This is a genomic window from Polaromonas sp., assembly GCF_041689105.1.
GTDB lineage: Bacteria > Pseudomonadota > Gammaproteobacteria > Burkholderiales > Burkholderiaceae_C > Polaromonas.
Genome location: NZ_JBDNGU010000157.1, coordinates 44,633 through 62,681, shown reverse-complemented (window position 1 = coordinate 62,681; position 18,049 = coordinate 44,633). Strand labels below are relative to the sequence as shown.

Genomic DNA, 18,049 nt, shown 5'->3' with positions numbered 1-18,049 from the left:
GATGCCGGCGATAAGTTGCTGCTGGGCGTTCATACCCTTCAGCCCGGCATCGTCCTGCGGGTGCAGTGTCTTCCAGGCGTAAAAATGCTCTTCGCCCGAAGTGAGGCTGCCGTTGTCTTGGGTTTATTTTGTGGTTTGATTAATGATTATAATGTTATTATTCAACTGAATAATATAATATTTATTGTTTTCCTATAGGAATAATGAGTTGAACAAATATACTGCTTTTAACCAGCATTCGCGATTGCTCATAGCCTCTTTATTACTGTTTACGTTTGCAGCCAAAGCCCACGCGCAGATGTTCCGGGACATGGTGGCCAGCCCGGCGGGGCCGGTGGCCGCGCCACCGAAGGCTGAGGCAGCTGGCACGGTTTCCCTGCGCACCATGTCTGAGAAAGTGCGCGGCGATATGGCCGGCGCGCAGGCAGCATTGGCGCGGGACGACTTCCCCGGGGCTCTTGCACTGTACGACCGGGTACTGGCGATGGAGCCGCAAAACAGCTACGCGCTGGCGGCGCGCGCAGGTGTGCTGCACAAGCTCGGGCGCTTTGATGCGGCCCGCCGCGACCTCGAGCGGGCGCTGGGCGCGGGTGCCGACGGCGCGACCATAGGCGCGAGCCTGGCGCTGCTGGCCGCCAGTCAGGACGTCGGGTCGGTCGACGATTCCCTCACGCTGGCCCGCCGGTTCAGCCCGTCCACCAGCTACGCGGCGGTCTCGGGCCAGATCAACGCGCTCAAGGGCGACTACCAGGCGGCCGAAGAACTCTTTCGGCGCAGCCTGCGCAACACGCCAGACCACCCCACCCTGCTGTGGAACTACGCGGTAGTGCTCGACCACCTGGGCAAGGGCGTTGAAGCTGCGAAGCACTACAAGCGCGCGCAGCAAGCGATGCCGCCGCCCAACACGCCGCAGCAAGTTGCCGAGCACCAGGCCCTGCAATTGAGGCTGGCGTGGCTCGACCCTTCCTATCAGATGAAGCCTGAGCCCGTCCTGGCGCGAGGGGCAGGCAGCCAGAGGCTCGCTGAGATGCCGGTTGCTGCCGAAAAGACAGACAGTTGCGGCTCGCTTCCTTTCGGGGCCTTCGGCAGTAACGATTGCAGCGGGCCATCACGCCCATGAACGCGACTTACACGCTGGCCAATCTTCATGCGCTTGTCGCCGAAGTGCGCAGCGTGCGAGCGTGCCTTGCAACGGTCTTCTCGTTCGCGGCCCTGCTCCTGGTGGGCTGCGCCAACACCTACGACGCAGCTGGCGGCCTTTCGCGCCAAGACTACATTGACCTGCACCAGGCGAGTCCGCGCCTGCGTGACGGCCCTGGCGGCACCATGGCACCGCCCATACCGCGGTTGCGCACTCTGACCGTGGTGCCGCAGACGCCGAGCGATCCGCGGCTGGTATCGGTCTCCTTGTCCGAATCGATTCCCGTGCGCGAGGCCTTGGTCATGCTCGCCAGCCGGATGGGGATGGACTATGACCTTGATCCGCGCATCAACGGAGGAGTGGCCATGCGCGCACAAGAACGGCCCTTCGACGAGATCATCGACCGCATCTCGGAGCTCGCCGGCTTGAGGTACCGCATCGACGGCAACCGCCTGCGGATCGAGCTCGACGAGCCTTACATCCACAACTATCCGCTGGCCACCATCAACCTGCTGCGGCGCGCGGGCAGTTCGGTATCCTCCAGTTCCGGGGTGCTGGGCGGCGCTGCCGGCGGCGGCGGTGCGTCCAGCGGAACCTCCGTCGGTACGTCCAGCGGAACCTCCAACTCCCTGCGCACTGAGACCACCGTCGACTTCTGGCAGGAGATAAGCCTGAACATCTCGCAGATCCTGAAGTCGATGGAAGACCGCAAGTCGCTGCGCATCCCGATACCGACTGCGGTCCGCGAGCCAGTCGACAACTTTGCCAGCCTGGCCTACGGAGCCGGCATCCGCACAACCAGCCGCGCGACCTTCGCCGTGAACCGCCAGGCCGGCGTGCTGTCGCTCTATGCCAGCGAGCGCCAGCATCGCGAGATCGACCGCTACCTGAACCAGGTCATGGCTTCGGTCAACCAGCAGGTGCAGATCGACGCACGCATCGTGGAGGTCTCGCTCAATAACGACTTCCAGTCCGGCATCAACTGGGACGTGCTGGCCAAGCGGGCCAACGTCAACATCAGCGCCGTGCTCGGTGGCGGCGCCACCAGCCCCGCACTGGCCAAAGCCACCGGGCAAAGCGGCCTGGCCGTGGGCGTGACCAGCAACAATGTCACCGCAATCATCAACCTGCTGAGCACCTTCGGCACCACGCGGACACTGTCCAGTCCGCGCATCACGGTGATGAACAACCAGATGGGGATGATGAAGGTGGCGCGCGACCTGGTCTATTTCCGCATCAACATCCAGCGCGATGCCTTTCAGGGACCGCAGGGCGGGAATCTGGCCCAGAACATCACCACCACCAGCACGCCGGTGAGCGTACCGGTGGGCCTGGTGCTGACGGTGCAGCCGGCGGTGGACCTGGAGACCCGCATGATCACGCTCGCCATCCGCCCTTCGGTCAGCCGGGTACAGTCGTTCGTGACCGACCCGGCAGTCGCCATCCAGGCGGCGCAGGTCGGGCTTAGCGGGATCCAGTCGCAAATCCCGATCATCGACGTCAACGAATTCGACAGCGTGGTGAAGGTCCGCAGCGGCCAGACGGTGATCATGGGCGGTTTGCGCCAGTCAGCCATCTCGCGCAGCAACGACGGGCTGCCCCTGCTCATGGACCAACCGGGTATCGGCTCGCTGTTCGGCAAGCGCAATGACAAGGAGCAGACCAGCGAACTGGTGATTTTCCTGCGCGCCGTCCTGTCCGACGAGGAGGGCGTAGCCCCGTCGGACCGGCGGCTGTACGAAACCTTTGTGTCCGATCCGCGCCCGCTGGTCTTTTGAGCCATGACGCTTTCGCACTTGCTCCAGCGCCGCCGATTGCGAAGCGCCCTGGTGCTCTACCTCGGACCTGAGCAGACCCGGCTGATCAGGGTTGACGGCGACCAGTCCCTGTGCCTGGCCGAGAGTGACGGCGCGGCGCCTGCGGGCAACCCGGTGGCCAGTGCACTGGTGGCGATGGCAGCCGAACTGCGCGCTCCGGTCTGTGTCGTACTTGGCTGCCCGGACCAGCGCTTCGCCTACGACCCCCTGGCGTCGAGCTACCGGGTCGGCCCGGCGCTGAACTACCAGTTGCAGATGCGCTTTCCGGAGGCCGACCTGCGCGCCGCCGACGCGGTGAAGATCGGCGGCGTCCAGACCTCGAGAACAACCGGGGCCTCCCACTGGCCGGAGCTGCAGGCCTGGCTGGCCTGGCTGGGCGACATGGACCTGGCTATGGACGGCCCCTTCCTGCTGGCCGGCCTGCTGGTCGACGCCTTGCAGCTGGCACAGGCCGGCTCGCTGACGCCAGCCGATGCCAGGAGCAGCACCATCGTGCTGATCCGCGAACCGGATGGCGGCGCTTGGATCCTCGGCCTGGAGCAAGGCAAAGTGCAGCTGGTGCGGCAAGTCGGCGCGGCGCTGTGCGGCGGCTCCGAGCCGCAGCTGCGGGCCAGCGCGCTGGCCGCTGAACTGACGCGCAGTCGCGACTGGCTGCTGGCCCAGGAGCACGGCACCGGCGAGGCCCCGCTGCTGGTCGCGCTGGACGATGCGCGGGTCTGCGCCCTGCTGTCGCAAGCCCTTGACTGGCCGGTCGATGACGCTGTGCTGCACACGCCAAGCCGCCGCTTCAGGCTGAAGGCGCCGGTCGCCTGGCGCTCCCTCGACACCTTGCTGCTGGCGGCGCTCAGCCAAGGCCGGCTGGCACGGCCGGTCGAGCCGGCGCAGTGGGCTCCACGGCGCCGGGTGGCAAGGCGCTCGCAGCTGGTCGCCACACTGGCAACGCTGGTGCTGGTGGCCGGCCTATCGATGCTGGGTTGGCGCGGCTGGACGACCTGGCAGGAGCATACAGCGCTGCAGCAGGCCGGAGAGCAACTGCAGCAGCAGCAAGCCGCCACGGCGGTGCGCAAGCAGCTCGGTGAAAAGCGCAGCGCCGAACTGTCCCGGCTGGCGGCGGGCAAGGATGTACAAGCCTTCGAGCAGCAGGCGCTGGCCTATCGCGATGCGCTGCCGCCGGCCGACACCGATCCGGCGATGGAGCGCCTGGTCAACGCTGCCGCGCAGGCCATGGGTCGCAGCGCGGCGCGGACCCAGTCCGTGCAACTGAGCTGGGACGCCAAGTCCAAGACCCCCAGCCTCACCCTGTCGATGCTGCTGCCGCCGGGCGCCGGCCGCAACGCGGCGCTCGGCGAAGTGCGGCAGGTCGCCGCCCTACTGCAATCGGCCCTGGACGGCTACAAGGTCACGGTCACCGGACTAGACCGGTTGAGCGACGCCGCGGCGGCCGGGCCAGCGGCTGGCGTTGCGGACGGCAAAGGGCTGGTGACTTTGAAAGCGGAGCGCCAGCCATGAGCAGTCCTTGGTCGGGTTGGCGCATGCGCCCGTGGCGCCTGGCTATGGCCATCGGCTTGCCGGCCGTCGCCTTGCTGGCGGCAGCAGCCGGTCTGGCCTGGCTGCAGGCCGACTGGCGCGGGCAGCGCCTGCCGGTGCTCAAGCAAACCGCCGATCTGCTGGCCGAGGCGCGGGCCATTGACGCGCTCGAGAAAGCCGACGTGGTGGGCCGCTTCGGGCTGCTGGGCGCAAGCGCGCGCGCGGACCAGCCGCAGAGCAGCCTCGAACTGACCCATGCGGTAGAGGGCCTGCACGTAGGGCTAGGCCTGCTGCGGCTGTCGCCACAGATCGGCGAGCTGGCGCTGAAGCCGGGTTCGGCCAGCGCCATCCGGATCGAAGAACGCAGCATCGAACTGCAAGCCGCTGCCGTCACCGAGCGGCAGCTGCTCGAGCTGATCGCCGCATTGCCGGCTCACATCAATGGCTCCATCGTCCTCGAGCAGCTGAGCATCGAGCGCCTGCTCCCGGTCGGCGACGAACTGCTCGAACGCATTCGGGCCGGTGAGCGGCCGGAGGTGCTGCGGGCCAAGTTGCGTCTGGCCGTGCGCACGCTGCGCGCCGCGCCCGCAGCGGTCAAGCCGGCAGCCAAGGCCCACCCCGGGTTTGGCGCGCCTTCATCTGCTGCGGCCGCGTTATGAAGCGCAAAGGCCGGATCACTGGGCTGGGGGCCGCCACTGCAGCGCTGCTGCTGGCGGCGGCCAGCTACCCTGTGCCCGCGCACGCTGCTGCCGACCTGCAGCGGCTGTCGGGCCTGTTTCACAGCGAGCGCGAGGAAAGCCTGCTGCTCGAGGCGATGCGCCGCCCGCCCGCCCCAGCGACCCCGCGACCGGTGTCGGCCGACCTGCACCTGAGCGCAATCATTTACCTGGGTCCGGACAACTGGGTCATCTGGATCAACGGCCGGCCGCTGCGTTCGGGCGAACAGCATGGCTCGCTTCGCGTTCTCAAAGTCACCCCGGCGCAGGTGCTGCTGACGGCCGACCAAGGCGACCGCGCCGGGCTCACGCCCATCATCGCCCTGCGTCCGCAGCAAAGCTACCTGGCCGCCACCGGGCAGATCGTCGACAAGTTTGTCGGCGGCCCCACAACCAAGCCTCTATTGGCTACTCCATGACCACCTCCAGCCTCTCCCCGCCGCCCCTCGAAGTCCTGCAGTGCAGTGCCGGCTACGGCCGCCGCGAAATATTTTCGGACCTCAGCCTGGTGCTGCAGCCTGGCGAGATCTTCGGTCTGATCGGCCTCAATGGCGTCGGCAAGACCACCTTGATCAAAAGCCTGCTGGACCTCGGACCGCTGCGCAGCGGGCTCATCCGCATCTTCGGCCGCGACCACCGCCAGGCCGCCAGCCGCCAGCACCTTGCCTACCTGCCGGACCGCTTCCAGCCCGCCTCCAGCCTGCGCGGCGACGAGTTCCTGGCGCTGGCGCGAGCGCACTTCAGGCTGCCGCCCGATGCCGCGCGCAACCAAGCCTGTTGCCTGGCGCTGGGCCTGGACCCCGCCGTGCTGCCGCAGCCTATCCGCACCTACTCAAAGGGCATGGGCCAGAAGCTCGCGCTGGCCGCCACCTTCGTCACCGGGCGCCCGCTGGTCATCCTCGACGAGCCGATGAGCGGCCTCGACCCACTCGCCAGGGTCCAGCTCAAGCGCCAACTGCTGGCCAGTCGCGCCGAGGGGCACACGGTGTTCTTTAGCTCCCACATCCTGGCCGACATCGAGGAGATCTGCGACCGGGTCGGCGTCTTCCATGGCGGACAGATGCGCTTCATAGGCGCGCCCGGCGAGCTGCTGCGCAGCACCGGCGCGGCCAGCCTCGAGGCGGCCTTTTTGCAGGCCATCGGCGAAGAGGTGGCAGCATGAGGGCGACCCTGCGTTATGTGCTGCTGACCGCGCTGCGCGACCGCCTGTTCGCTGTGCTGGCGACGCTGGCCACCGGGCTGTTTGTCGCCGCCTGGGTGCTGGGCAGCGCCACGCTGGTCGAGCACGAGGCGGCGTCGATTGTGCTGGCGGCGGGCGCGCTGCGCGCGCTGATCGTACTGGGCCTGGTGGTCTTTATTTGCTTTCACGTGCAGCGGCTGTTTGACAGCCGGGAAATCGAGGCCCTGCTGGCCCGGCCCATGCGGCGCGGGCAGTTCGTGCTGGCTTACTGGCTGGCCGGTGCCGCCGTGGCCTGCCTGCTCGCGGTCATCCCGATCGCCGGCCTCTTCCTGCTGAGCCCGCCGTCGCTGGCCGGGCTGGCTGTCTGGTCGGCCAGCCTGATCCTCGAGAGCCTGCTGGTGGTGGCGCTGGCCCTGACCATCTCGCTGGCCATGGGCAGCGCGGTCGCTGCCACGCTGGCCACGCTGGCGGTCTACGCGCTGGGCCGGGAAATCGGCTTTTTGCTCGCCATCACCGGCAGCCAGAGCGGGGCCCTGCAAAGCAGCGGCGCTGCGGCGGCCTGGTCCGACACCCTGCTGCAGGGTCTGGCCCTGCTGGTGGCCCGGCTCGACATGTTCGGCCAGAGCGCCTGGCTGCTCTACGGGCCGGCAGGCGGCATCGGCGATTACTGGTTTGCAGCCCAGGCGGTGGTGTACACCGGCTTGCTGCTGGTGCTGGCCAGCGTTGACCTGCGGCGCAGGAGGTTTTAGTGCAGCGCGTTATCGCCCTGCTGCGACGCCCCATCAGACTGCGACGCCTTGCACGCCCGACCGCCACCACCTGGCTGCTGCTGGCGCTGTTCGCGCTGCAGTTCGCCCTGTGGCAAGGTCGGCTTGCCGGCATCCAGCCCCGGCTGGATGTGGTGCCCCCGGCACCGCAGCGGCAGGCGCTGCTTGCCTCCACCTTTGGCGATGCCCAGACCGCTTTTCGCTGGCGGGTGCTCGAGCTGCAGGCCTTCGGCGACGCCGGTGGCCGCACCACCCCGCTGCAGCAGTACGACTTCGCCGAACTGGTGCGCTGGTTCGAAGCCCTTGATTCACTGGACGGGCAAGCCAGCGTGGTGCCGACCATGGCCGCCTTCATCTATGGGCAGACCCCGGATCCGGCCCAGCTGCGACAGGTCGTCGACTACCTACGCCGCCGCGGTGCCGCCAACCCGGCGCGCGAATACCGCTGGACCACCCACGCCGCCATGCTGGCGGCGCACAAGCTGGGCGAGCCGGCCCTCGCCCTGGACATCCTCAGCGACCTGAAACAGGTGCCGGAGTCGGCGCTGCCCCGATGGGTGCAGATGATGCCGGCCTTTGTGTACGCCCAGGTCGGCGAGCGCCAGTCGGCCGCCGACTTGCTGCGGGCCATTCTTGGCGACGGCAAGCCGCTGGCGCCAAGCGATCGCCAATACCTCGAGTGGCAGATCGGCCGGCTGACCAGCCCACCCGGCGCGCCGCCGGCGGCGCGCGCCCAGGGCAGCCGCGCCCCGTCAGCGCCATCAGCCCCATCAGCGCAATGACCCCGCCGCTGATACCGCTGATCCTGCTGTCGCTGTGGGGCTCGCTGTTGCTGCAGGCACTGGCGATTTCGGGGGCCATGCTGCCCGGCGCACGGCGCAGCCCGGATGCCGGCACCCTGCTGCTGGCCATGCTTAGTTTGGCGGGCCTTTCGGCGGCCCAGTGGCTAAGCCTGCTGCCCGGCATGGATCCGCGCTGGTCAGGCATCGCCTTCCTCGGCGCCCTGCTGCTTCCGTCGGTGGCCTTGATGCGGCTGGAGCAGGAGTCGGGCATCAGCCGTGGCCCGCTGGCCCGCAGCATCACCTTCGCCGGTGCCTTCCTGCCGGCCTTGCTGCTGCCAGCGCAGATTGTCGGCACGCTGGTTTGCCTGGCACCGGGCAGCTGCTCGCCGGCCGGGCCGCTGATCTTGCTGCTGCACCTGGCCACCGGGGCGCTGCTGCTGATGCTGGCGCTGCCGGCAATCGCGGTGCTGTCGCGGCCTGGCCGCAGCCGCAGCGGGCCGTCGTTTTGGCGCAGCGCCGGCGGCGCGCTATACCTGATGGCCCTGCTGCACCTGGCCAATGTCTTTATGCGCATCAGCGAGACGGCGCGGCCCGACCTCAGGCGCGAACTCGCGGTTGGCGCGCTCCAGCTGGTGCTGATGTACCTGCTGAGCGCGCACATTTTGGCATCGCTGAGCCGGCCAGCCCAATCCAGCGCCGCCGCCGCAGTCGAACCGGCGGCCTGCGCGGCGCAGCCGCTGGCCGAGCTGGCCTTGCTGGCCGAGCCCGCCAACGGCTGCAGATTGCAGCAGATCGCAGCACCCGACGAGCCCTTATCGGGCGAAGTCGATGCAGCGGCGGCGGTCCAGATGCAAGACCCGGTGCTGTTTGCCCGGATCAGCGAGGCCGCGCTGGCGCTGCTGCGTGATCAAGGCCTATACCGGCAACCGCAACTGCGGCGCAAGGACCTGGCCGAGCGGCTAAAGGTGGCTGATTACTTGCTGTCGCGGGCGCTCAACGCCAGCACCGGCCAGTCTTTCGTCGACCTGGTCAACGGCTTGCGCGTCGAGGAGGCGCAGAGCCGCCTGCTGCAGCTGGGCAGCGAGCGCATCACCACCATCGGCTACGATGTCGGCTTCAACAGCCTGGCCGCCTTTAACCGCGCGTTTCGCGAGGCCACCGGCCAATCACCCACCGAGTACCGCCAGCAGCCCGCCAGCACTGCGCCGCTGCCGCTGGGCCAGGCCAGCGAGGCCACGGCATGAGCGCGCAATTCGCAATCTGCACAGCCGCGCTTAAGGCAGGCGCAGTCGCAAGATGCGCAGCCGCTGTTGCAGCATGCGCGTGCAAAAACAAAGCCTCCTTGCTTCGCGAAGCAGGTAGCCTCCGCAGCGCAGCGGCGGTGAAATACAGGCTGCTACTTCACTATGGGTATGCCGGCGGCATCAAGACGTCGTTATTTTCAAAACTTCAGGAGTGTTCAAATGTCCCAATCCCTTAGCCGCCAGCGCGGCTTTTCTCTGACCGAAATGGCTGTTGCCCTGTCGGTGGCCGGCCTGCTGACCGGCGGCGTGCTCAAAGGCGTTGAGCTCATGGAGCAGGCCCGCCTGCTCAAGTCCGGCGCACTGCTGGAGGCCACTAGCACCGGCCATCAGCTGTTTCTTGACAAATACCAGTACATGCCGGGTGACCTGCCAGGCGCCACGCAACTCATCGCCGCCAGCCTGGTCAACGGCAATGGCGACAACATCCTCACGGTCACCGGGGATGACAAAGACAACGACGGCTGGACTGGCGAGGCTTACAATTACTGGGCCCACCTGAGCGCCGCCGGACTCGGCCCCGGTGCGCGTGGCGAGACGGCTGCGGACATGGCAACAGCCGCTGCTGCCGCAGGACTCCAGAGCATGGTGGACGGCTCGCAATACCCCATGTTTCCGCTGGGCGGCTATATGCAGGTGATCAGCGGCGCTACCGCGCGTAAGATTCCTGAGACTGGCGGCGTACCTAGGACGATTACCTCCATCGCCACTGGCACGGCGTCCGCCTGGCCCCAGATGCAGCTCAACGAGGTCTATTACCGTATAGGCACCAGCCCGGCCAGCCAGACCGCAACCACTGCTGGCGTGCTGAGCTTTGCCGCCTCAAACAACGCTTTGACCGCCGTCAACCAGATCGATCTCTACCGCATGGATCTGAAGTTCGATGACGGCAAGCCCAGCTCGGGCCGCCTGATGACGACCTCGGCGGACTGCATAGGCGCCGACACATCGGCCAACCAGTACATGCCGGGCACCATTGGGGTTGGGGTGTCCACCTCCTGCCTGGCACTGTACCGCGCGGCCTCAACCGGCGGCTCGCCAAATATAGTTGATTAAAAATTAAACCCTAAGGCCGTGAAGAAAATGTTAGCGCTCTGGGCTCACCGGGCATGGCGCAAGTTGGCTGCCGGGCTGGCCTGGCGTGGGCTTTCTTTGCGAGCGGCCGGTTTACGGGTGGCCTGGCTGGCTGGCGTCAGCATGCTGGCGGCTGGCTCCATGGTGCTCGCCGACGGCCTGGCGACGCAGCTGCCAAGGGCGCCGCAGGGCCGGCTGCTGAACGGATTCGACGGCCTGCGCTTTGGCTGGAGCCGGCGGCAGGTCGAAGATGACTTGCGCCGCCGCGATGCGCTGCAAGTCGATCTGGTGCGGCTGGTGGCCGGCGACGAGTTGCGCTACCGGACCTTTATCGGCGACCTGCCCTTTGATGTCTTCCTGCAGTTCGAAAGCTCGGGGCAATGGAGCCGCGCCATTGTGCAACTGTCTGGCAGTACCTTCGGCCAGACCGCGCAGCGCTGCGCCCAGCTGCACGAGCGGGTGGTCTACCTGGTAAGCCTGCAGTACGGGCCGCCAGAACAGCGGATCGGGCCCTCGGGCCGGGCCCTGCCAAGGTATTACACGCAAAACGCGGAGTACCAGTTTCTCAATGCAGCCACCGTGACGGTCCACAACCGGTTCGATGCGGACACCTGCTACAACCTGGTGGTTTATGACGCTACGCCGCGGCGGCCCGTGCCCAGCACCTTCTGAGTCTGCGCCTGCCGGCAGACCAACGCGCCACAAATCAGTCGCGCAGCCTGTTCGCAGGCTGCGCGGCTTTTCCTTGCTGGAGCTGGTGCTGGCACTGGCCGTGCTGGCCATAGGCGTCGGCCTGGGCAACTCACTGGTCGCCGAGCAGCTGCGCCGCAGCCGCACCGCGGCGACGCTGGCCAGCGCAGAGCGCATCGTGCTGGCCGTGGGCGCCTATGTCGCGGCCAACAAACGGTTTCCATGCGCCGCCGCCGCCGCCCAGCCCGGCATCGCCCAAACCGGCACGGCCTGCACCAGCACGCCGCGCGGAACCGTGCCCTGGTCCGATCTGGGCCTGCAGCGGCGTGACGCCGAAGACGGTTACGGCCGGCTGCTGGCCTACCACGTCGACCCGGCCTTTACCAGCTTGGCCACCACCACTATCGCCCAGCTGTGCAGCACCAGCGCCAGCACAGGCAGCGGCACGGCAAGCGACAAACCGCTCAAGGCCTATGTGACGGTCGCCGGCAGCCTGGCTTCCCCCACCTTCGGCCAGCAACTGCTGGCCGGCCTGGCCATTCCCTTCACCTTGCTGAGCGCCGGAGCCAACGGCCACGGTGCGATGACCTTTGACACCACGACGCTGACGATACGCAGCAGCGCCGCGCCGCCCGACAGCCAGCTGGCCGAGGCCATCAACGCCGCAAGCACTGCGGCGGGCAGCAATTTTGGCAGCTACATAGACCGCGACGCGCGCCCCGCCCTGCCCGACAGCGACGGTTATGACGACATGGTGTTTTACCGGTCGCTGTCCACCTTCATCGCCCTTTACGCCGGTGGCCTTTGCTGACCACGCCCACTAACCCACTGACCCACGCCCATGACCCCCATACGCCCCTTCCCCCGCTTGCGTTCGGCCGCTGCCATAGCCTTGGGCTTGCTGGCGCTTGCCGTGGCCGGCTGCGCGATGCAAGCACCCTACGACGTGGTCGAGCAGGGCGAACAGCGAACGCTCACTGTGCACACCGCCGCCAACGCCGCCGACTTCACACATTGCCTGCAGATGCAACTGCTGCGCGTACCCTACCCGAGCTTGCTGCCGGGCGGCATCTCGACCAGCGTGCCGGCGGTACGGCGCATCTCGCTCAAGGATGGCTTCGAGCTGCGGGGCATGAGCGCCCATGCGCATTTCGTGGCCCATGTGCAGCCCCGCGCTGGGGCCATCGATCTGACCATCTTCAGCAACGGCTGGCCGGGCGTGCCGCCCTACGGCACGCTGCTGCAAAGCTTCGCCCAAGGTTGCGCCGCCGCCGCCGCCCCGCGCCCGCCCGGGCGAACGCGTAAAGGGCTAAAGCCATGACAAGCAAGATCTGCCCCACCGCCAAGCGGCCGCGCTGGAACTGGCCCATGGCGGCCGCCGCCGCACTGCTGGCCTGCCCGCTGTCGTTTTCAGCCACTGCCGAGACCGACCTGGCCTGCGAACAGGCGATCGCCGCGGTCGAGGCGCGCACCCCCGATCTGCCGCGCGGCCTGATGCGCGCGGTGGGCAAGGTGGAGTCTGGCCGCCGGGCCAGCGACGGGCAGATTCGCCCCTGGCCCTACACCATCAACGTCGACGGCAAGGGCCACTATTTCCCTTCGGCGCAGGCGGCCATGGCCTTTCTGCGCGAGCCGGGCACCTGGCTCGCACGGTCGGTGGACGTGGGCTGCATGCAGATCAACCTGCGCTACCATCCGCTGGCTTTCGAAGCCCGCGCCGACGGCTTCGATGCACACCCCAACGTGCAGTACGCGGCCCAATACCTGCTGCAGTTGCGCCAGCAACATGGCAGCTGGGACGCCGCCGTGCGCCACTACCACAGCAGTGACCCGGTGCGGCAGGCCCGTTACCTTGGCCTGGTCAACCGCTGGCGCGGCGCTGCGCCGGCCGAGCTGCAGTCCGCCCCGCTGCAGCCGGCCACGGCGCTGGCCCCGGCAGCGCTGATCCGGGTCTCGGACGTCGCGCCCCAGGTCCGGCCAGCCGCGATGGACGGCACGCTGGGACAGGCCCGCACGGCCATGGTGCGCGGCGAGCACGAGACCGCCGCCCGGCTTTGCGCCGCGGTCCCGGCGGATTCCCCGATGCACGTCGAGGCGCTGTTCTGCCTGGCCCTGGCCGCGGAACGCCGCGGCGATGCCCGCGCAGCGATGCGCCACTACGCCGCGGTGCTGATGCGCAAACCGACCGACGGCGCGGCCCTGACCAGTGTGCTGCGGCTGGCGCAGCAGTCGCCAGCGGCCATCGCTGACTGGGACAAGGGCGTGCGCTGGAGCCAGCCGCACGATGCGCTGCCAGCGCTGCTGACACTGGCGCGCACCGGCGCGCCCAAGTGGGAGGAGCAGCTGGCCCGCGCCGAGTTGCTGGCGACCGAACCGCAAGACCTGCAGGCGCTGCTGCTGATCGCCATGACCTGGGAGCAGGCCGGGGAGTTCGAGCGCGCCCGGCGCTCGTTCAGCCAGCTATTGGACCGGATTCCGAAGAACCGGGAGTCGCTGGCGCTTGCGGTGCAGGAGCGTATCAATTCACTGCCCGATCCGGCGCCTGCCGCAGCGCCGGCTTTGCCGGCCAGCCAGGTGCGCCGGTGAGCCCGCTGGACCAGGCGGACCTGCGGCTGGCCAGCCGGGGCATGGCAAGGGTGCTGCAAACACTGGTGCAGGCCGGCGACCTGAGCGCAGCCAACCTGGCTCAGGCCCAGCAGCTCGCGCGACGGCGCCAGGTGCCGATCGACGCCGCGCTGCACGATTTAGGGCTGGTGCCGGCACGCCGGCTGCTGCAGGTTTTGTCCGCAGTGACCGGCTTGCCGGTGAACCAGGCCGCCGACACCCCGGTCGACCCCGAGCTGGTGCGGCGCCTGCCGCGTCGCGAGGCCGAGCGCTGGGGCGCGGTGCCGCTGTCCGATGACGGCCGGCGGCTGCGCCTGGCTCTGGTCGATCCTTTCGACCCGGCGCTCGACGACCGGCTGGCCACACTGTTCAAGGGCCGGCAGATCGCCAAGCAGCTGGTCACGCGTGACGCGCTGGCCGACTTGCTCAACGCAGCCTGGGGCACCGAACCCGACTTCAGCCGCATGGAGGCGCTGCTCGACGGCGCTGGCGGCGCCCTGCACCTGCCGCCTGCCGACCTGCAGTCGGCGCGCTCGCCGCTGGCCCGCCTGTTGGACGACTTGCTGGGCCATGCGGTGGCCCGCGGCGCATCGGACCTGCACCTGGACCCGGGCGAACACCTGTTTCGCATCCGCATGCGCGTCGATGGGCTGATGCGCGACGTGCACAGCATCAAGATGGTGCACTGGCTGCCGGTGATCAACCGGCTGAAGATCCTGGCCGAGATGGACATCGGCCGCCACATGGATGCCCAGCATGGGCAATTCAGCATGTCGCTGCACCACCGGCGCGTGACTTTCCGGGCCGCCATCCTGCCCTCGCTGTACGGCGAGTCGATGGTGCTGCGGCTGCTTGACCGGCGACATGGGGCCGATGGGCTGGGGGACCTGGCGGTTACGCCCACAACCCGCGCGCGGCTGGAACGCATGCTGGCCCGGCCCGATGGACTGGTGCTGGTAACCGGCCCCATCGCGAGCGGCAAGACCACGACTGCGGCTGCGTTGCTGCGAACCCTCGCTGCGGCCCAGCGCTGCATCGTGACGCTGGAAGACCCCGTCGAGGTGCATATCCACGGCGCGCGGCAGGTGCCCGTGCATGCCGAGCGCGCCTGGGGATTTGGCGAGCTTATGCGCCACGTGCTGCGCCAGGACGCCGACGTGGTGTTCCTCGGCGAAATCCGTGATGCAGGATCTGCCGGCGTTACTGTCGCGACCGCCATGATCGGCAAGCGCGTGCTCGCCACCCTGCATGCGCGGGACGCCGTGGCCGCCATCACGCGGATGCTTCTGCTGGAGGTGGATGCGGGCGGGCTGGCAGAAGCATTGGTGGCAGTCACCAACCAGCGATTGCTACCGCGGCTTTGCCTCTCATGCCGAACACCGGACAAAGCGGCAGCCGCAGGTCCGTTCGTGGCGCCCGGCTGCCCGGCCTGCCACGGCACTGGCATCAGCGGACGCGCTCCAGTGATGGAAGTGCTGCTGATCGACGACCCCATGCGCGACGCGATCGCCCGGCGTGACCTGCGCGCGCTACGGCAGGCCGCCGCCGCGGACCTCCACGGGCAGGACCTGCAGGCAGCGGCACTGGAACTGGTGGCCGGCGGAGTAGTGGGCCTGCGCGATGCGGCGGCGCAGCTGACGCTGCAGGCCAAGGCGCTGCCATGAAGCTGTTCGAGTACAAGGCGCTAGGCGCCGACGGCAGGCGCTTGCGCGGCCTGCTTAGCGCCGAGCACGGCGCCGACCTGCGACAGCAGTTGCAGGAGGCCAGCCTGCTGCTGGTGCATGCACGCCCGATGACGCAGCTGCGCTGGCGTCTGCGCATCGCACCCAACGTGCCGCTGCGCGACCTGGCCGCGTTCTTCGGCGCGCTGGCGCAGGTGGTTTCGGCGCGCACCCCGCTGCTGCGCGGCTTGCGGGCCATAGGCGCCGGCACGCCCAACCGGACACTGCGCGAGGTGATCGACGACCTGGTCAATCAGGTCTCGCGCGGTCGGCCACTGGCCCTGGCGCTGGGCACATTTCCGGCCGTGTTCGGGCCCGTGGTGGTGGCCTTGACCGCTGCCGGCGAACGCACCGGCCGGCTCGACCTGGCGCTGCGCCAATGCCAATTGCACTGCGACTGGCAGGACCGCACCTCGCGCCGGTTGTCCCAGGCACTGGCCTACCCGATACTGCTGCTGGGACTGACGCTGGCGATGGTGGTGTTCCTGCTCAGTTGGCTGGCTCCCAAGCTGTTGGCCTTTCTCACGGTGCTCGGGCAGGCGCCGGGCCCGGCCACCCGCACCTTGCTCGGGCTGGCGCAGTTCCTCGAGCGCCATGGCGGGCTCGCGGTCACAGCCCTGGGCGCGGTCGGCGCCGCACTCGTGGCTGCTGCACTGACCTCCGCCACGGTACGGCGGCAGTTGCACGTGTTCGTGCTGAAGATCCCAGTCGCCGGTGGGCTGGCGCGCCGCGTCGATGTCCAGCGTTTTGCGCAGTTCGTGGCGGTCGGCGTCACCAGCGGGCTGTCAACCCAGCGTGCGCTCGAGGTGGGGCTGCTGGTGGTGCGCAACGCGGTGTTGCGCGAGCAGCTCGAGCTGGCCTTGGCACGCCTGGGCGAGGGCTGGCCCTTGTCCACGGCGCTGGCTGGCACCCAATTGTTCACCCCCTTGATGCTCGAAACCATGAGCAGCAGCCAACTCACCGACGACCTCGGCCCCGCTTTCGAGCGAGTCGCACGTGCGGCTGGTGAAGATCTGGACGCCCTTGCGGCAGCCGTCGTCGGTGTGGTGCCGACGGCCCTGACATTGATCGTCGGCGTGCTGCTCGCCTGGGTGGTGGCCGCGCTGTACCTGCCGATCTACTCGACACTGTCATTGGAAATGCTGTACCGATGAAAGGCCAGGCCCGTGGCGCCGCGCGCCGCCAGCGGGGCTGGCTGCTGCTTGGCGTGTCGATCAGCCTGTCGGCGACGCTGCTGATAGGCGCGGCGTTGCTGCACCGGCAATCGGGCTCCGCAGGGGCGCTGGACGCCGTGGCAACGCAGACCATCGCCCGCCAGGCGCGGCTGGCCAACGCGCTCGCCGCCCACGCTGGCCGCTACGTGGTCGACGAGGAGCGCGACATCCTTGCGATGGACGGGCTGGTGCTGTGGCTCGATGGCGCGGACGCTTCGACGCAGTTCAGCGACGTGGACGGGCTGGTCGCGGCGACCGACCGCGCCAGGCTGGCACTGTGGCGCGACAAGAGCGGGCGCGCCCACCACCTGCTGCAGCCACAACCATCCCTGCGGCCCACGGTCTATGTCGGGGGGGCCGGCCGGCGCCATGTCCAACTGCTTCCCAGCGAGGGCCTTGCCAGCGCCGCCGCGTCCGTCGATTACGCCGGTGCGACCAGCTTCATCGTCTGGCAGGCGGTATCGGTGACGGATAGCCGTCGCCTGCTCTCGCACAAGGAGACGCTGACCAGTTCGGTTTCCCTGCTGGCCTGGCAGCTCGATAGTGGGGCGCTGCTCTGGCGTTCAGGCTCAGGTTCCGCCTCCAAGACCGCCGAGTCACCGGCCTGGCAACTGAGCACCGGTATCAACGATGCGGCAGGCGGGCGGCAATGGCTGGCGGGCGCAAACCCGCAGGCCAGCACCAACGTGCTGGGCACGCAAACGCTGGCAGGCGCCTTCGAGATCGGCACAGATACAGCTAGCGCTGAAAATTACCTGCGTATTGCCGAGGTCCTGCACTTTTCTCGCCCGCTGGCGGACGGGGAGCGCGAGCGCGTCGAAGGCTATCTGGCCTACAAGTGGACGCTGCAGGGGAGCCTGCAGGCGCCGCACCGGTTTCAGGCGCCGCATCCGCTGCCGTGCCCGGCTAACCCTGCCGGAACCGCGGCGGGAAGCTACACCGCCTATGACGACGCCGGGCTGGAGACGCGCGACGCCACCACCGGCAAATGTTCTACACAGGTGGGACTGCTTCCTTGGCAGACGCTCGGCCTGCAGCGCCGCGATGCCTTCGACGCCTACGGCCGGCCGTGGACTTACGCTGTCACGCCCCTGTTGGCAGAAACATCCGGCGCGCGTCGCAGTGCGTTTTGCGGTCAGGCTAGCGCCTTGCTCGATGCCGGCGCCGATACGCAGCGCCTTGGCCTGAGTGCGGCCGGGGACAGCGATGGCGCGACGACCGCAAGCGAGGTCGTTGCAGTCGCCCTGGTCAGCCACGGCGCTAACGGCCAAGGCGCGTATGGCGCCAACCGTTCCCGGAGGTCGCTGCCCGCCGGGTCAGATGAATATCTTGCGGTTGAGAGCCGCAACTACGACGATGCGCAGGGCGACGAGCAGGCGCGGCGCCTGGCAGCGGCCACCGTCACGCGGCTGCCCGGGACCACCGGCTTTGACGACCTTTTGTGGTCGGCCACGGCACCGGCATTGCTGCTGCGGCTGCCGGCACGCGCCCGCTGCCCCTGAGCAGACGCAACAA

18 protein-coding genes are annotated in these 18,049 nt (G+C 68.4%); all 18 read left to right on the top strand.

Going from position 1 to position 18,049, the window contains the following annotated elements; translation table 11 throughout:
* Nucleotides 1-198, top strand: a 198-nt coding sequence (locus ACESMT_RS16575) for a hypothetical protein (protein WP_372827702.1), incomplete at its 5' end; no start/stop codon positions are given.
* Nucleotides 199-244: 46 nt separating this feature from the next.
* The gene (locus ACESMT_RS16570) at nt 245-1,120 is read left to right on the top strand and encodes a tetratricopeptide repeat protein (protein WP_372827701.1); all 876 of its coding nucleotides are present in this window, start codon (nt 245-247) and stop codon (nt 1,118-1,120) included.
* Nucleotides 1,117-2,919: a type II secretion system protein GspD gene (locus tag ACESMT_RS16565; protein WP_372827700.1), complete on the top strand. Its 1,803-nt coding sequence runs from the start codon at nt 1,117-1,119 to the stop codon at nt 2,917-2,919. The genes ACESMT_RS16570 and ACESMT_RS16565 overlap by 4 nt, the downstream gene beginning before the upstream one ends.
* Nucleotides 2,920-2,922: 3 nt before the next feature.
* Entirely contained in the window at nt 2,923-4,467 is a 1,545-nt protein-coding gene (locus ACESMT_RS16560) for a hypothetical protein (RefSeq protein WP_372827699.1), read from the top strand.
* On the top strand, nt 4,464-5,144 hold the full coding sequence (locus ACESMT_RS16555; protein WP_372827698.1) for a hypothetical protein: 681 nt from the start codon (nt 4,464-4,466) through the stop codon (nt 5,142-5,144). The genes ACESMT_RS16560 and ACESMT_RS16555 overlap by 4 nt, the downstream gene beginning before the upstream one ends.
* The gene (locus ACESMT_RS16550) at nt 5,141-5,620 is read left to right on the top strand and encodes a hypothetical protein (RefSeq protein ID WP_372827697.1); all 480 of its coding nucleotides are present in this window, start codon (nt 5,141-5,143) and stop codon (nt 5,618-5,620) included. Before ACESMT_RS16555 ends, ACESMT_RS16550 begins: the two co-directional genes overlap by 4 nt.
* Nucleotides 5,617-6,363, top strand: coding sequence for an ABC transporter ATP-binding protein (locus tag ACESMT_RS16545; RefSeq protein WP_372827696.1), 747 nt, complete (start codon nt 5,617-5,619; stop codon nt 6,361-6,363). Before ACESMT_RS16550 ends, ACESMT_RS16545 begins: the two co-directional genes overlap by 4 nt.
* Nucleotides 6,360-7,130, top strand: a complete 771-nt coding sequence (locus tag ACESMT_RS16540) for a hypothetical protein (RefSeq protein ID WP_372827695.1) — start codon at nt 6,360-6,362, stop codon at nt 7,128-7,130. Before ACESMT_RS16545 ends, ACESMT_RS16540 begins: the two co-directional genes overlap by 4 nt.
* The gene (locus tag ACESMT_RS16535) at nt 7,130-7,930 is read left to right on the top strand and encodes a hypothetical protein (protein ID WP_372827694.1); all 801 of its coding nucleotides are present in this window, start codon (nt 7,130-7,132) and stop codon (nt 7,928-7,930) included. Before ACESMT_RS16540 ends, ACESMT_RS16535 begins: the two co-directional genes overlap by 1 nt.
* Complete coding sequence (locus tag ACESMT_RS16530; RefSeq protein ID WP_372827693.1) at nt 7,927-9,174, top strand: helix-turn-helix transcriptional regulator; 1,248 nt, start codon at nt 7,927-7,929, stop codon at nt 9,172-9,174. Before ACESMT_RS16535 ends, ACESMT_RS16530 begins: the two co-directional genes overlap by 4 nt.
* A gap of 219 nt (nt 9,175-9,393) precedes the next feature.
* On the top strand, nt 9,394-10,287 hold the full coding sequence (locus ACESMT_RS16525; protein ID WP_372827692.1) for a type II secretion system protein: 894 nt from the start codon (nt 9,394-9,396) through the stop codon (nt 10,285-10,287).
* 18 nt (nt 10,288-10,305) lie between these two features.
* The gene (locus ACESMT_RS16520; protein WP_372827691.1) at nt 10,306-10,977 is read left to right on the top strand and encodes a hypothetical protein; all 672 of its coding nucleotides are present in this window, start codon (nt 10,306-10,308) and stop codon (nt 10,975-10,977) included.
* Complete coding sequence (locus ACESMT_RS16515; protein ID WP_372827690.1) at nt 10,907-11,806, top strand: prepilin-type N-terminal cleavage/methylation domain-containing protein; 900 nt, start codon at nt 10,907-10,909, stop codon at nt 11,804-11,806. Before ACESMT_RS16520 ends, ACESMT_RS16515 begins: the two co-directional genes overlap by 71 nt.
* A 30-nt stretch (nt 11,807-11,836) precedes the next feature.
* Entirely contained in the window at nt 11,837-12,316 is a 480-nt protein-coding gene (locus ACESMT_RS16510) for a hypothetical protein (protein ID WP_372827689.1), read from the top strand.
* A complete protein-coding gene (locus ACESMT_RS16505; protein ID WP_372827688.1) occupies nt 12,313-13,581 on the top strand; it encodes a hypothetical protein in 1,269 nt (422 codons plus the stop codon). The genes ACESMT_RS16510 and ACESMT_RS16505 overlap by 4 nt, the downstream gene beginning before the upstream one ends.
* Nucleotides 13,578-15,263: a GspE/PulE family protein gene (locus ACESMT_RS16500; RefSeq protein WP_372827687.1), complete on the top strand. Its 1,686-nt coding sequence runs from the start codon at nt 13,578-13,580 to the stop codon at nt 15,261-15,263. The genes ACESMT_RS16505 and ACESMT_RS16500 overlap by 4 nt, the downstream gene beginning before the upstream one ends.
* Entirely contained in the window at nt 15,260-16,474 is a 1,215-nt protein-coding gene (locus tag ACESMT_RS16495) for a type II secretion system F family protein (protein ID WP_372827686.1), read from the top strand. Before ACESMT_RS16500 ends, ACESMT_RS16495 begins: the two co-directional genes overlap by 4 nt.
* Nucleotides 16,471-18,036 carry a hypothetical protein gene (locus ACESMT_RS16490; protein ID WP_372827685.1) on the top strand — a complete coding sequence of 522 codons (1,566 nt, stop codon included), beginning with the start codon at nt 16,471-16,473 and terminating at the stop codon, nt 18,034-18,036. The genes ACESMT_RS16495 and ACESMT_RS16490 overlap by 4 nt, the downstream gene beginning before the upstream one ends.
* Nucleotides 18,037-18,049: the final 13 nt, after the last annotated feature.